Raw genomic sequence first — 14,414 nt, 5'->3', positions numbered from 1 at the left:
CGACGCAAGTTGTAATAATCTTTATACCTACAACGGCGCGTCGTTGTGTGCGGCGTATTATAGGCAAAAATTAATCTCATGCAACCTATTTTTTGCTTTTTTTTTCACTTTTTTTATTAAAAGATTATTTTTAAAGCGCAAAGTACAAAATTTATCTACTTATTGTTAGTTTTTTAAGCCATTTAATAATTTTGGTAGCTCAACAATAGAATCTAATACATAACTGGCTAATTTTTCGCCTTCTGATGTGATTGGTTTTCCAGTTCTAACTAAAATATTAATTGCGATATTAGCGCCTTTTCCAGCCAAAATATCCTCTACTTTATCACCAATCATAACTGATCTTGTTGGATCAATATCTAATTCTTTGATTGCTTGCAATAACATACCTGATTTAGGCTTACGACAATTACATTCTTTCTTATATTCTCCTTTACCTTCAATATGATGTGGGCAATAATAAATGCCATCTAAATCCACTCCGCGATCTGCAAGTGACCAATCCATCCATTCTGTGAGTTGCAAAAATTGCTCCTCTGAAAAATAACCGCGTGCAATACCAGATTGGTTAGTCACTAAAATCAAAAGGTAACCCATCTGTTTAAGTTGTTGTAATGCTTCAATACTGCCAGTAATAAATTTAAATTGATCAATTTCATGAACATAGCCATGATCAAGATTTAATGTACCATCCCGATCTAAAAAAATCGCTTTTTTCATTTTCAATCCTTATCTCTTTAGTTATAGATTAAATTATCCCTTTTCTTACAAACCTTAGCAAATAAACTCGCTATTGATTCTATATTAATAACCAATAATGATAAAAAATCTTTGATTATATATTGACATGGAAATCTAGACGTCTAAAATACAAATCCAATGTTATTTATAAAGAATCATAAAATAAAAGGGCTTATATGATTAAGCTAGAAAATATCAGTAAAATTTTTGATGTTTCAGGTAAAAAACTGACCGCACTTGATAATGTATCTCTGCATGTGCCAAAAGGACAAATTTGTGGTGTTATCGGCGCTTCTGGTGCAGGAAAAAGTACATTAATACGTTGCGTTAACTTACTTGAAGCGCCATCAACTGGCTCAGTTATTGTTGATGGAAAAGACTTAACTCAGTTAAGAAATACAGAATTAGTTCATGAACGACGTAATATCGGCATGATTTTCCAACATTTTAATTTGCTTACATCACGTACTGTCTTTGGTAATGTAGCATTGCCATTAGAATTAGAACATACGCCAAAAGAAAAAATTAATAATAAAGTCAATGAATTATTGGCATTGGTGGGTTTAGCAGATAAAAAAGATGCTTATCCTGCCAATTTATCTGGTGGTCAAAAACAGCGTGTAGCAATTGCACGTGCGCTTGCAAGTGAGCCTAAAGTACTTTTATGTGACGAAGCAACCAGTGCTTTAGATCCAGCAACAACACAATCTATTTTGGCTTTATTAAAAGAAATCAACCGCACTTTAGGTATCACGATCCTATTAATTACTCACGAGATGGAAGTAGTCAAACGGATTTGCGATAAAGTAGCTGTAATTGATAAAGGACATTTAATTGAGCAAGGTTCTGTGAGTGAAATCTTTTCTAACCCACAAACTCAATTGGCAAAAGAATTTATTCGCTCAACTTTTCATATTAATTTACCAGAGGAATATATGGAAAAATTATCAGATACACCAAAACATGCGAACTCTTGGCCAATTGTACAATTTGAGTTCACTGGACGTACCGTGGATGCCCCAGTACTCTCACAAGCCTCAAAAATGTTTGGCGTTGATTTAAGTATTTTAACCTCACAAATTGACTATGCAGGTGGTGTAAAATTCGGCTTTGTTATTGCAGAAATGGAAGGTGATGATGACGCAATTACAAAAACAAAAACATATTTAATGGAACATAATGTAAAAGTTGAGGTACTAGGCTATGTTTGATCAATTATGGGCAGATTTTACCCAAGAAATGTCACCAAGAATTTGGGAGCTCGTTGGTCTTTCAACATTGGAAACACTTTATATGGGTTTTACTGCAACAGTATTTGCTATCGTTGTAGGTTTACCAATAGGCTTCCTTGCTTTTCTGACAGGTAAAGGTGAAATTTTAGAACATCGTCGCGCGCATCAAGTATTAAACGTGATTATTAATATTGGTCGCTCGGTACCTTTTATTATTTTACTGATTATTTTATTGCCTTTTACCCGTTTAGTTGTCGGCACAACATTAGGTACGACAGCTGCTATCGTTCCATTAAGTGTGTCAGCAATTCCATTTTTTGCAAGGCTTACATCAAATGCCTTACTTGAAATTCCAAGTGGACTGACAGAGGCAGCAAAATCAATGGGAGCTACAAATTGGCAAATTGTAACCAAATACTATTTACCAGAGTCAATTCCAATTTTAATTAACGGCATCACGCTTACTTTAGTAGCATTAATTGGCTATTCAGCAATGGCTGGCGCTGTTGGCGGCGGCGGTTTAGGTAATCTTGCAATTACTTATGGCGAACACCGTAATATGATCTATGTAAAATGGATCGCAACAATAATTATCGTTTTGATCGTCATGTTAAGCCAAAAACTAGGGGATTATTTGGCAGAACGTTTTGATCATCGCTAATTAAAACATAACTAACACAACATCTTTTTTCAGAGGATTACTTATGAAATTAACTAAACTTTTAGGTCTTGCGACCATTTTCTCGGCAATCGCATTAGCAGGTTGTAAAGATGATAAACCCGCAGCAACAGCGGCAAAACAAGAACCTGCTGCGCGTAAATTAACAATTGGTGTCATGTCTGGCGCAGAAGCACAAGTCACTGAAGTTGCTGCACGTATTGCAAAAGAAAAATACAATATTGATGTGAAACTGATTGAATTTACTGAGTATACTCAGCCAAATGAAGCGCTTTCAAAAGGTGATTTAGATGCTAATGCGTTCCAACACAAACCTTATATGGATAAAGAGGTAGAGCAACGTGGTTATAAATTGGCTATCGTTGGTAATACTTTCGTCTTCCCAATTGCAGCTTATTCTAAAAAAATCAAAAATGTATCTGAATTACAAGATGGTGCTATTGTTGCGGTACCAAACAATCCAAGTAACTTAGGTCGTGCATTATTGCTTTTAGAAAAACAAGGTGTCATTAAATTAAAAGATTCAAGCAATTTATTCTCAACTTCAATTGATGTTGTTGAAAATCCAAAAAATATTCAAATCAAAGAAGTGGAAACTTCATTACTTCCACGTGCATTAGATGATGTTGACTTCGCAATCATCAACAATACTTATGCAGGTCAGCATGGTTTAACCCGTGAAAAAGATGGTATCTTTGTTGAAGATAAAGATTCACCTTATGTAAACTTGGTGGTGACTCGTGAAGACAATAAAGAAAATGATGTCATTAAAGATTTTGTTAAAGCTTTCCAAAGTGAAGAAGTTTATCAAGAAGCAGTTAAACATTTTAATGATGGTGTTGTAAAAGGTTGGTAATATTTTTTACTTTGCTTTAAATAAAATGATCCCCAGCATAGACTGGGGATCATTTTATTTGCTATTTACTAATATTTGATAGACTAACATTAAACTAGTACATAAATGCTTAATTTATACTTAAATCCCATTGTGCCAGTAATACGCCCGTTGCAACAGCAATGTTCAATTCTGCATTGAGAGGGTTATTTAAAGACAAAACAACTTTTTCATCTTCTTTTTCTGCTAATATAGCTCTCCCCGCTTCACTCACGACAAAAACTACTTTATGAGCAAACTTAATTTTACTAAGTGCTTTAGCTTGTTTACTGGCTGAAAGATGTATAACTTGATAGCCTGCTTGACGAAGTTGTTTTAGCGCATTATCTGCATAATCCGTTTCTAACACGCGAATGTATTCCATACCACCTTCAGCAACACGTACTGCAGCTGATGTATTCAGATTATCTACAAATTGCCGCTCTACAATCATTCCTTTCACACCGAATACCGCGCAAGTGCGAACAATGCCACCAATATTATGCGCATTTTGTACACCATCCAACATCACTAAACAGTCTTGCTTACGAGGGATATCTAAGTAACCTGATAAAGTAAATGGTCTGGCTTTTTTCACTAACATACAGATACCACCATGGTGCTCCGTACCACTCACTAAAGTTAATTCGGCATTATCCACGACATGATAGACCTTTTTACTTGTCGCTAAATAACTGAATAACTCACCGCTCTTTTTTGCCATTTCTACAGTTGCCCAAACTCGTACAATACTGTCTGGTCGCTGTGCAAATAATGCAGCACAAGCATTTTCGCCGTATACTTTCATTTCTTCTGCACGATTTTTCTTAATTTTTTCAGGGGCACGTGGTGAAAGAGGACCTGTTTTTTTCTCAGCGACTTTATCACTTATCCCCGTACTTTTTATAACAACTTTCACTTTACCTTCTGCACCACTTGCTGCTCGCAACGTGGTTTGTGCAATATGCTGTTCTACTCTTGGAATACTACGAGAGCCTTTACTTCTTGTCTGCGATTTATTCGTCGAATGAAAACTATCACGGGATTTATTTGCAGCACGTTCTTGGGATTTATGTTTGAAGTGCGGTGTGTTTTTTTCAAATTTTTCACCGACTACGCGCTCATTAAATTGCTTATTTTGCGCTTGTTGAAAAACAGGTACTTTTGTTTTATTACTCATTTTGATGTGCCAGTTTGATTGTTAGAAGACGCAAACTCAGGCAAAAAAAGCCCTACTTCGCGATAAAGTGTGAGCATTATAACGAAAAAACCGTATTTTGCTACCAAGTTCCATATTAAATATTGTAAACTAACGAGCTAATCAAACTTAAAGAGAATGATTTTTATGTTGATAAACAAAACCAAACGAGCAAAACAAAATATCAATCGTTTATTCTGTTTACCGTTGCAAGCTGAACAAGTGGAATTTCTCTATAACCCAGCAGAATTTAAAAGCCAAATTATTCAGCTCATTAAACAAGCAAAATCACGTATTTATGTCACAGCGCTTTATTGGCAGCACGATGAAGCAGGGCAAGAAATTTTAGATGAAATCTATCGCGCTAAACAAGATAATCCCTCCCTCGATGTCAAGATATTAATTGATTGGCACCGAGCACAGCGCAATTTACTCGGTGCAGAAAAAAGTGCAACTAATGCAGATTGGTATTGTGATGAACGTATAAAATACCAATTACCCCATGATCCAAATATGTTTTTTGGTGTCCCAATTAACACGCGCGAAGTTTTTGGTGTGTTACATATTAAAGGCTTTGTATTTGATAACACTGTGCTCTATAGCGGTGCAAGTATTAATAATGTCTATCTACATCAATTAAATAAATATCGTTATGATCGCTATCACAAAATCATTCATGCAGAATTAGCGGATGCGATGGTCTGTTTTATACAGCAATACTTATTAAATCCAATGGCAGTTTATCCTCTGGATATCATCAATCGCCCAACAACAAAAGAAATTCGTCCAGCGATTAAAGAATTTCGTAAAACATTAGCTTTTGAAGCACAGTATGTGTTGAAAGGGGCAAATCTATTAGAAGAAAATGAAGAGCAGCTCAGTATTTCTGTCTTGTTTGGTTTAAGCAAATATAACAATCGTTTGAACCAAACTATCGAAGATCTATTTCAAGTTGTTGAACAGGAATTAGTGATCTGTACACCTTACTTTAACTTTCCACGTACATTGCAACAAAAAATTCGTCGTTTACTTAATAAAGGCAAAAAAGTGGAAATTATTGTTGGTGACAAAACAGCAAATGATTTCTATATTCCTCCTTCTGAACCGTTCAAAATGGCAGGTGCATTGCCTTATTTATACGAAAGTAATTTACGTCGCTTTAGTAAAAAGTTTGAATATGAAATTAATCAAAGATTATTAACGATTCGAACTTGGAAAGATGGTGATAATTCTTATCACTTAAAAGGCGTTTGGGTAGATCAACACTACATTCTATTGACAGGCAATAACTTAAATCCGAGGGCATGGCGTTTAGATGCAGAGAATGGATTGTTTATCCATGATCCAAAGCAACAACTACGCGATCAAGTCGAGCGAGAATTAACCTGTATTCGTCAGCATACGACGATACTAAAACATTATTCTGAATTAGATGAAATGAAACAGTATCCAGCACCGGTACAAAAGCTGTTGAAAAAATTTGCTCGTGTCAAAGCTGATAAATTAATTAAAATGATTCTATAAATATAATGGAGGCAATAAGCCTCCATTTTTACAATATTCTACTTTTATTTATTAATAAAACTTAGCTAAAACAGACCGCACTTTAGCGGTCTTTCACCTATTTTGTATCATCAATAATCAAATAAGCTTTCGCAACAGGTCCATGTACGCCAACGACTTTGATAAGCTCAATATCTGCGGTGGAACTTGGACCTGCAATCAAATTGACACATGATGGCATACGCTCACCTCGTTTTGCTTTTTGATGCAAAATTTCTGATAGTTGTGCAACACGGGGCAAAATAGTACTTTTGTTCAACACAACAATAGATACTTTCGGTAATAGACTGACTGAACGACCTGATTGCGCATTAGAAAACAGTACAATACCACCAGATTCTGTTAAGCCATATTCAGCGAATACAATACCGATATTAGCGCTGTTGGCGAAAGTGCGATTCATTTCGGCTGAGTTTTCCGCCCAAATATGCGTTTCATATTGCGCTTGTATCGCAGGTGTAATCCCCGCTTCAACTAAACGTGCATCGTCGTTTAAAATAACAGGACCGCCACCATATTGTTCACATAATGCTAATAAATCAGTACTCGCCTGTTCAGGGGTTGTAATTTTGCAGTTGACTAACATCGTCTGCGAAGCAAATTCAACAAACGCAGTACAGCGCTCATCAATACTTAATTCTGTTAAACGTGTTGTCGGATAGTTATTCAGTTGTGGATAACGCCCTGTGATAGTAGGACGAAATTCTCGTCCAAGTTGTTGCGCAAGGTTATCTAAAAACTGTTGTCTATTTTGTTGATCTAACATAGAAATTCCTCACTAATTAACGATTTTTGAACCAAGAACGGAAGCTTTCACCTTCAGCTTCTGGTAAGTCACGAGCTTTAGTCCATTCTGCAACCGCACCGACTTGAATCGGCATTTTACCATCACGAATTGCTAATTTTGCGACTTTCGCACCAACATTGACGCCAATTTTCCATAAGCTTGGATGACTATTAGCCACTGTAAATGCCTTCACTGATAAACGTTCTACTACAGGATTCATGCCTGACTCAGCAATATTACGACGGTGTTTTAATAATAAATTTGCTAATGGAATTTTGACAGGGCAAACTTGATTACATGCGGTACACAATGAACAGGCAGACGGTAGATCTTTAAATTCCTCATAGCCACCTAGAATGGGTGAAATCACTGATCCAATTGGACCTGGATAAATAGAACCATAACCATGCCCGCCAATTTGGCGATAAGCTGGGCAAGTATTCAAACAAGCACCACAGCGGATACAACGTAATACTTCGCGGAATTCTGAACCAAGCATTTTCGAGCGTCCATTATCGACAATGACTAAATGGAATTCTTCTGGACCATCCGTTTCACCAGCCAAACGAGGACCTGTTAACCAAGTGTTATAACCTGTTAAACGTGCACCTACCGCACTGCGTGCTAATAAAGTGATTAAAACATCAACTTCTTTAAAAGTGGGCGCTAAACGTTCCATCCCCATTACTGCAATATGCGTTTTCGGTAATGATGTTGCTAGACGTAAGTTACCTTCGTTAGTCACTAAACATACACTACCTGTTTCTGCGACTGCGAAATTACAACCGCTCACGCCAATATCTGCTTCTAAGAAATCCTTACGGATAGTTTCACGAATAAATAACGTCATTTCTTCCGGCATTTCGGAACCCGTATAGCCTAACTTTTCTGCTAACACTTTACGAATTTGATGACGATCTTTATGAATAGCAGGTACCACAATATGTGATGGCTTATCTTCTGCGACTTGAAGAATATATTCGCCCAGATCGGTTTCAATAACTTTAATTCCTTCTGCCTCAAGAACATGGTTCATACCGATTTCCTCGGTGACCATTGACTTTGACTTCACAATTTTCTTTGCATTTTTGGCTTTAGCCACTTGTTTAATATAGTTGGTTGCTTCTTCAGCAGTCGCAGCAAAATAAACATGACCACCATTCTGAGTCACTTTTTCCGAAAGTTGGTAAAGATAAGCATCTAAATTTTCGATAACATGATTACGAATTTCTTTAGCCAAATCACGCCATTCTTCCCAATGCCCCAGCTCTTCCACCATTTTTTGGCGATTAGCACCAATACGTTCTTGCGCCATGACAACAGCTTTACGCATGATCTCATTGTGAATTTCTTCGTTAATGCGCGGCTTAAATTGAAGGTGGCTTGTTTTAATTGACATCATTTTCCTCCTTAGCGACTCATTAATACTTCAGCGATATGCATGACTTTCACATTATGCCCTTCTCGCTTCATGCGTCCGCCAATATTCAGTAAGCAGCTCACATCCGCACTAATCAAATATAAAGGTTTCACAACCATGATATGTTGTACTTTCTCTTTCACCATTTCACCTGAAATTTCGGCCATTTTCACAGAGAAAGTACCGCCGAAACCACAACAGGTTTCTTGGTTGTGAATAGGTAATAAGGTTAATCCTTCCACATTTTGTAGTAGTTTTAATGGTTCTTCTTTAACACCCAATTTACGGAATAAACTACAAGAAGGATGATAAACCGCATTGCCCTCTAATTTTGCACCTACATTGACGATACCTAATTTATTCACAATAAAGTCAGTTAAATCATAAAAACGATCAGCGACTTTTTTCGCACGCGCTGCCCACTCTGGTTCATCTTTTAAATACTCTGGGTAAGTCGTGATCGCATACACACAAGAACCAGCGGGCGCCACAATAGGGTAATCATTTACCTCAAAGGTTTCGATTAATTTTTTCATTGCTGGAATAGCTTGGGTTACATAACCACTGTTAATTGCAGGCTGTCCACAGCAACTTTGTTGCTCAAGGAAAGTAATTTGACAGCCGAGCTGTTCAAGGAGAAGCACTGTTTGCTTTGCCACATTGGATTTCAATGCATCAGCAATACAGGTTACATAAAAATTGACATTCATTTTTGATTACTCCAAAAAATAGCACATAGCTAACTTCACAAAAGTTAGCTATGTATGAAGATATAACAAAAGACAGGCTAATAAATAACAACAGCAACTAATGCCGCAATTACGCCATATAAGAACATTGGTATAACCGTGCGTTTTAAAATCGCGCCTTCTTGGTTGCTCACATTCAATACGGTACATACTGCAATAATGTTATTTAAACACACCATATTCCCCATTGCGCCCCCCACAGATTGTAGCGCGAGGATAAGCGGAACTGACATACCTGTTGTTTCTGCGATAGATAATTGAATTCCACCAAAGGTTAAGTTTGAAACCGTATTTGAACCTGAGAAAAACGCACCAATTGCACCTAAATAAGAAGAGAAGTAAACCCACTTATCGCCAGTCACATCAGCAAAGGTTTTACCGATAGTAATTACCATCGAATCATAGTTATCATTACCCACTAGCATCAATTTTACCATAACTAATGCCCCTAATAAGGCAAAGAATGGTTTTTTAGTTTGATGATAAGTCGTTGATACAATGTTCTTAGTTTTCTCGCCATTCAATTTGAACACCAAAATAGAGATAATCACAGTCACAATAAATGGAATGAGAGATGGTACGTAAAGTGTCTTATAGCTCTCATTAATGCCTTGCCCTAAAATATTATTTAAGGACAGAATAAGTGCCTGACTAACTTTAAATTCGCCTAATCCACCAAGCGAAACAGAGAACCATGTTGTTGCATCATTGAGTAATTGTTTGATACCTAATTGATGAATACGCGTCACAATCAAGATCACAATTAACATCATGGTTGGGAAAAGTGCTTTGAAGACTTGATTAAATGCTACTTTTTCTAGTTGTAGATCGGTATTCTCTTCTTTACTAATACCAATGCCTTTATTAGCAACTAAAATTGAAATTAATAAACCAATAGCGCCGCCAACAAGTGATGGGAACTCGTAGTTTACTTGAGCTAATAAGAAATACGGTACCGTACAAGCAAGGATACTAATGTAAATAAAGACTAAGTTTTGTTTAATTTGCTGCCAACTAACAAGAAAACGTAACGCTAATAATGGAATAACAAAAGCAGCAATGAAGTGAATAAATGCTGTTTTTTGCCCTAATTCAAGAACAACATCATCGCTTAACCCCAATGTGCCAAAACCAAACCATGTTGGTGTTCCTACTGCCCCGAAAGATACCGGTACAGAGTTCATAACTAATGCAAGCATAGCCACTTGTAATGGTTTAAAACCTAAACCAACTAAAATAGGTGCAGCAATTGCAGCAGGGGTACCAAAACCACTTGCCCCTTCAATCATAAAAGCAAACGCCCAGCCGATGATCATAATCTGAGCAACAGGATTGGGATTAATATTTGCTAACCACTTACGCAACACGTCGGTACTGCCAGAAACTTCCATCATACGATTAAATAGAATCGCACCAAAAATGATCGTAATTGGAGTCTGGGTAGCAATTAAGCCAGCAATCACATTGGCATTTAAACGAGTTAAATCTGTACCAAAGTAAAATGCTTGTAAAAGATAAGTTAACAACGCAATTAGCGGAAGTGCAATATAAGAAGGTAAGCTATTGCGTTTTACCATTAAATAAATCAATAACGCAATTGGAAGAATACTTAAAAAGAAAATCATAAAAAATCCTATAAATAAGCTAGATTTCAACACCAAATTAAAATATTAAAAACCAATATAATCACTTATGAGTAGATATTTAAATGCAAAATTAAATTGTACAAATAATATACTTTCACTCACTAATGTTAATGACATGTTATATTAAAGTAATTAAAAAAAAATGCTTTAAAAAAGATCGTATTTTGTGTGATTTAATTCACATATCTAATAAATCGCTCCTACTTTTGATTAATTAGTAAACGATATTAACTACAATAATTTTTATTTTTTGCGACTAAATTAATTTAATTTATTTAAAATAATCAAAAAAGGCTATGTATTATTTACATAGCCTTTTTTAATTTTGTTTAAATTTAAAACAAATTATTTTAATCTAAAAAAATAAATAAGTTTAAAATTTAATCTATTTATAATTTCTCAACTAATTCTACTGCCGCACCAATATAAGTTGCTGGTGTCATCTGTTGTAAACGACATTTTTCCTCTACTGGAATTGCAAGGGTCTCAATAAACTCACGCATCGCTACTGCATCAACACGTTTACCACGTGTCAGTTCTTTCAATTTCTCATAAGGTTTCTCAATACCATAACGACGCATTACCGTCTGAATTGGTTCTGCAAGTACTTCCCAATTTTGATCTAACTCATCACGTAAATGCTGTTCATTGACTTCCAATTTACTTATCCCTTTACGCGTTGCCGCATAAGCAATTAAACAATAGCCTAGCCCTACGCCTAGATTACGTAACACCGTCGAATCAGTTAAGTCACGTTGCCAACGTGAAATCGGTAATTTTGCCCCTAAATGTGCCATTACAGCGTTAGCTAAACCTAAGTTACCTTCAGAGTTTTCAAAATCAATTGGATTCACTTTATGTGGCATTGTTGATGAGCCAATTTCACCAGCAATTGTGCGTTGTTTAAAATGATTTAAGGCAATATAACCCCATAAATCACGATCAAAATCGATAATGATAGTATTAAAACGCGCAACGTTATCAAAAAACTCAGCAATATAATCATGTGGTTCAATTTGCGTCGTATAAGGATTCCAAGTTAAGCCTAATGAAGTTACAAATTCTTCACTGAATTTATGCCAGTCGATTTCAGGATACGCGGATAGATGTGCATTATAGTTACCTACTGCACCATTAATTTTACCGAGTATCTCAATTTGTTGTAATTGCTTGAATTGGCGTTTTAAACGATACACGACATTCGCCATTTCTTTACCCATCGTCGAAGGTGACGCTGGTTGACCATGTGTGCGTGAAAGTAATGGAATAGCTTTATATTCATTCGCGAGTGCACTAATGTCATCAATTAATTTTTGCCATTCAGGTAAAATGACTTCTTCACGTGCTGTTTTTAACATTAATGCATGAGAAAGGTTATTAATATCTTCGGATGTACAAGCAAAATGAATAAACTCACTGACTTTTGCTAATTCAGTTAACGCTTCACTTTTTTCTTTTAAAAAATACTCAACCGCTTTCACATCATGGTTAGTAGTACGTTCAATTTCTTTGATACGTTCGGCATCTTGCAAGCTGAAATTATCAACAATTTGGTTAAGGTAATCGTTTGCCTCTTTGGATAATGAAGAAACTTCTTGAATTTGTGTAGTCGCTGCTAATTTCTGTAGCCAACGCACTTCAACAGTGACACGAAATTTTAATAAACCAAATTCACTAAAAATATGGCGTAATGAACTTGCTTTATCTTGGTAACGTCCGTCAATCGGGGAAAGTGCAGTTAATGCGTTAAGTTGCATAGAGGTTTGCTCCATAAAATAAGGTGATTAAAGTGAAGAATAAATTTGTTTTGCCATAGCAAGAATTTTACGACGTGAGAACAAAATCTGCCATTTTGTTCCACCAACTTGCTTCCATAAGACAGCAGAACGAATACCCGCTAATAAACAAGCACGAATTCGATTATGCATAGCAGGTTGTTGCAAATAAAGAGTTGAACCTGTGACTTGAATTTTACGTCCCAATGGGCTGATGACATCAACATAAATACTCGCTAATGTCGATAACATTTGTTCATCCTGCAAATCATAATGTGTCAGTTGTGTAGGTAAATATTGAATACGACGAGCAAGCTCTGCTTTTACGTTTGGTTTTTTATTGAGTTTACCCTCTAGTGCAAGCAGACTAATCCAATATCGGCTCAGATCAGATCCGTTGCCATTCATTTGCTCTAGTAAGGTTTCTAGCCCTAATTTCAGGTTTTGCTCGTTACCACCAAATACAGCCAATGTATCTTCTGGATTCATTTGCAATAAAGTATTTAAGCTAGTTTCTAGCGCGGCTTGATCAGCTTGCCCTTGTTGCGCAAATTGCTGCACCAATTTTGCTGCTTGGCATACGCCTGCAAGCGCTAAAGTAATATCATAATAATTTGCCATATCGTCAGATAAATGAGGATGAAAAAATCGGCGGACAATATAGCACTTTTTCAGGCTTTTTTAAAGTTGTCGATTTTATCTGAAAATTTGATCTTGATCGCAAATTTTAAAACCCAAATTGCAAAACTAAAACGTTTTAGTTATTATCTAATACCATCTAGTTCAGTGAAAGAGGGATTGGCATATGAGTAAAATTTGGGTGTTAGGCGATGCAGTAGTTGATTTAATTCCAGATGGTCCACATCATTATTTACGCTGCCCAGGTGGCGCGCCAGCTAACGTCGCTGTAGGTATTGCGCGTTTAGGTGGTAATACTGGGTTTATCGGTTGTGTGGGTGATGATCCGCTTGGTCGCTTTATGCAAGCAACTTTGCAACAAGAAAAAGTTTGTACACAACAAATGCGATTAGATCCTCAGCAACGGACTTCTACCGTTATTGTGTCTTTAGAGCAAGGTGAACGCAGTTTTACTTTCATGGTCAATCCAAGTGCGGATCAATTTTTAGAAATATCTGATTTACCTGAATTTCAAAAAAATGATTGGTTACATTGTTGCTCTATCGCACTAATCAATAATCCTTCTCGCCATACTACATTGACCGCAATTAAACAAATCAAAACGAAAGGTGGTTTTTTCTCTTTCGATCCTAATTTACGTGAATCGCTCTGGTCAAGTCATGATGAAATGAAAAATATCGTCAATCAAGTCATTGCTCAAGCAGATGTACTTAAATTTTCAGAAGAAGAACTCATTTTGTTAACTGACAGCCAAAATCTCGAGCAAGCAACACAAAAGCTCACAAACCAATACCCTGAAAAATTAATCATAATTACTTTAGGTAAAGCAGGCGCAAGATATTACCTCAATGGCGAAAGCCAAATTGTGGCAGGTAAACCATTGCAACCAGTAGATACAACAGGGGCTGGCGATGCGTTTGTAAGCGGGCTATTAGCTGGATTATCTCAAGTTGAAATTTGGCAAAAACCGACCGCACTTATCCCAATTATTCAACAAGCTAATGCTTGTGGTGCCTTAGCCACAACAGCAAAAGGAGCCATGTCAGCCTTACCTAATCGTGCTGAACTTGATCGTTTTCTTGCACAATAAAACGCAATTAATTTTCAGCCG

The 14,414-nt window shown here is 36.4% G+C and carries 13 protein-coding genes; 5 read left to right on the top strand and 8 right to left on the bottom strand.

Going from position 1 to position 14,414, the window contains the following annotated elements:
• Positions 1-165 precede the first annotated feature (165 nt).
• A complete protein-coding gene (gmhB, locus tag ACFSAV_RS01135) occupies positions 166-720 on the bottom strand; it encodes a D-glycero-beta-D-manno-heptose 1,7-bisphosphate 7-phosphatase (protein WP_379095293.1) in 555 nt (184 codons plus the stop codon).
• Positions 721-917: 197 nt separating this feature from the next.
• Between gmhB and metN the strand changes: the two genes are divergently transcribed.
• Genes metN through ACFSAV_RS01120 form a run of 3 tightly spaced genes read left to right on the top strand, consistent with a single transcriptional unit; the run spans position 918 to position 3,508 of the window.
• Positions 918-1,952, top strand: coding sequence for a methionine ABC transporter ATP-binding protein MetN (gene metN / locus ACFSAV_RS01130; RefSeq protein ID WP_101776157.1), 1,035 nt, complete (start codon positions 918-920; stop codon positions 1,950-1,952).
• A complete protein-coding gene (locus ACFSAV_RS01125) occupies positions 1,945-2,634 on the top strand; it encodes a methionine ABC transporter permease (protein ID WP_101776158.1) in 690 nt (229 codons plus the stop codon). The genes metN and ACFSAV_RS01125 overlap by 8 nt, the downstream gene beginning before the upstream one ends.
• Before the next feature lie 43 nt (positions 2,635-2,677).
• Positions 2,678-3,508, top strand: a complete 831-nt coding sequence (locus ACFSAV_RS01120) for a MetQ/NlpA family lipoprotein (protein WP_101776159.1) — start codon at positions 2,678-2,680, stop codon at positions 3,506-3,508.
• Between the two features lie 109 nt (positions 3,509-3,617).
• Here ACFSAV_RS01120 and ACFSAV_RS01115 read toward each other — a convergent pair whose 3' ends face one another.
• On the bottom strand, positions 3,618-4,706 hold the full coding sequence (locus ACFSAV_RS01115) for a TrmH family RNA methyltransferase (protein WP_379095288.1): 1,089 nt from the start codon (positions 4,704-4,706) through the stop codon (positions 3,618-3,620).
• Between the two features lie 165 nt (positions 4,707-4,871).
• On the opposite strand from ACFSAV_RS01115, the gene pssA reads away from it, so the two are divergent.
• Complete coding sequence (gene pssA / locus ACFSAV_RS01110; RefSeq protein WP_379095283.1) at positions 4,872-6,248, top strand: CDP-diacylglycerol--serine O-phosphatidyltransferase; 1,377 nt, start codon at positions 4,872-4,874, stop codon at positions 6,246-6,248.
• 97 nt (positions 6,249-6,345) lie between these two features.
• Here the strand turns inward: pssA and ACFSAV_RS01105 are convergent, their stop codons facing one another.
• The 6 genes from ACFSAV_RS01105 to hflD form a co-directional block, all read right to left on the bottom strand.
• Positions 6,346-7,053 (bottom strand): LutC/YkgG family protein, encoded by a 708-nt coding sequence (locus ACFSAV_RS01105; protein ID WP_379095280.1) that lies wholly within the window; start codon positions 7,051-7,053, stop codon positions 6,346-6,348.
• Between the two features lie 16 nt (positions 7,054-7,069).
• On the bottom strand, positions 7,070-8,473 hold the full coding sequence (locus ACFSAV_RS01100; protein WP_379095277.1) for a LutB/LldF family L-lactate oxidation iron-sulfur protein: 1,404 nt from the start codon (positions 8,471-8,473) through the stop codon (positions 7,070-7,072).
• Positions 8,474-8,484: 11 nt separating this feature from the next.
• On the bottom strand, positions 8,485-9,204 hold the full coding sequence (locus ACFSAV_RS01095) for a (Fe-S)-binding protein (protein ID WP_379095274.1): 720 nt from the start codon (positions 9,202-9,204) through the stop codon (positions 8,485-8,487).
• Between the two features lie 77 nt (positions 9,205-9,281).
• Positions 9,282-10,868, bottom strand: coding sequence for an L-lactate permease (locus ACFSAV_RS01090; protein WP_379095272.1), 1,587 nt, complete (start codon positions 10,866-10,868; stop codon positions 9,282-9,284).
• 410 nt (positions 10,869-11,278) lie between these two features.
• Entirely contained in the window at positions 11,279-12,646 is a 1,368-nt protein-coding gene (purB, locus tag ACFSAV_RS01085) for an adenylosuccinate lyase (RefSeq protein ID WP_379095268.1), read from the bottom strand.
• Positions 12,647-12,673: 27 nt separating this feature from the next.
• Positions 12,674-13,285 (bottom strand): high frequency lysogenization protein HflD, encoded by a 612-nt coding sequence (hflD, locus tag ACFSAV_RS01080; protein ID WP_379095264.1) that lies wholly within the window; start codon positions 13,283-13,285, stop codon positions 12,674-12,676.
• 184 nt (positions 13,286-13,469) lie between these two features.
• On the opposite strand from hflD, the gene ACFSAV_RS01075 reads away from it, so the two are divergent.
• The gene (locus ACFSAV_RS01075; protein WP_379095261.1) at positions 13,470-14,393 is read left to right on the top strand and encodes an aminoimidazole riboside kinase; all 924 of its coding nucleotides are present in this window, start codon (positions 13,470-13,472) and stop codon (positions 14,391-14,393) included.
• The last annotated feature ends 21 nt before the right edge of the window (positions 14,394-14,414 follow it).

Source organism: Pasteurella oralis (assembly GCF_042681465.1).
Lineage (GTDB): Bacteria > Pseudomonadota > Gammaproteobacteria > Enterobacterales > Pasteurellaceae > Pasteurella > Pasteurella oralis.
Note: the sequence above shows the minus strand (reverse complement) of the source record. Positions and strands in the feature narration are given on the sequence as shown.

What these genes read in the sequence shown, in the direction of transcription:
- purB (WP_379095268.1), bottom strand. Translation starts at nt 12,646, where the DNA reads ATGCAACTTAACGCATTAACTGCACTTTCCCCGATTGACGGACGTTAC.
- ACFSAV_RS01100 (WP_379095277.1), bottom strand. Translation starts at nt 8,473, where the DNA reads ATGTCAATTAAAACAAGCCACCTTCAATTTAAGCCGCGCATTAACGAA.
- ACFSAV_RS01095 (WP_379095274.1), bottom strand. Translation starts at nt 9,204, where the DNA reads ATGAATGTCAATTTTTATGTAACCTGTATTGCTGATGCATTGAAATCC.
- hflD (WP_379095264.1), bottom strand. Translation starts at nt 13,285, where the DNA reads ATGGCAAATTATTATGATATTACTTTAGCGCTTGCAGGCGTATGCCAA.
- pssA (WP_379095283.1), top strand. Translation starts at nt 4,872, where the DNA reads ATGTTGATAAACAAAACCAAACGAGCAAAACAAAATATCAATCGTTTA.
- ACFSAV_RS01125 (WP_101776158.1), top strand. Translation starts at nt 1,945, where the DNA reads ATGTTTGATCAATTATGGGCAGATTTTACCCAAGAAATGTCACCAAGA.
- gmhB (WP_379095293.1), bottom strand. Translation starts at nt 720, where the DNA reads ATGAAAAAAGCGATTTTTTTAGATCGGGATGGTACATTAAATCTTGAT.
- ACFSAV_RS01105 (WP_379095280.1), bottom strand. Translation starts at nt 7,053, where the DNA reads ATGTTAGATCAACAAAATAGACAACAGTTTTTAGATAACCTTGCGCAA.
- ACFSAV_RS01120 (WP_101776159.1), top strand. Translation starts at nt 2,678, where the DNA reads ATGAAATTAACTAAACTTTTAGGTCTTGCGACCATTTTCTCGGCAATC.
- ACFSAV_RS01115 (WP_379095288.1), bottom strand. Translation starts at nt 4,706, where the DNA reads ATGAGTAATAAAACAAAAGTACCTGTTTTTCAACAAGCGCAAAATAAG.
- ACFSAV_RS01090 (WP_379095272.1), bottom strand. Translation starts at nt 10,868, where the DNA reads ATGATTTTCTTTTTAAGTATTCTTCCAATTGCGTTATTGATTTATTTA.
- metN (WP_101776157.1), top strand. Translation starts at nt 918, where the DNA reads ATGATTAAGCTAGAAAATATCAGTAAAATTTTTGATGTTTCAGGTAAA.
- ACFSAV_RS01075 (WP_379095261.1), top strand. Translation starts at nt 13,470, where the DNA reads ATGAGTAAAATTTGGGTGTTAGGCGATGCAGTAGTTGATTTAATTCCA.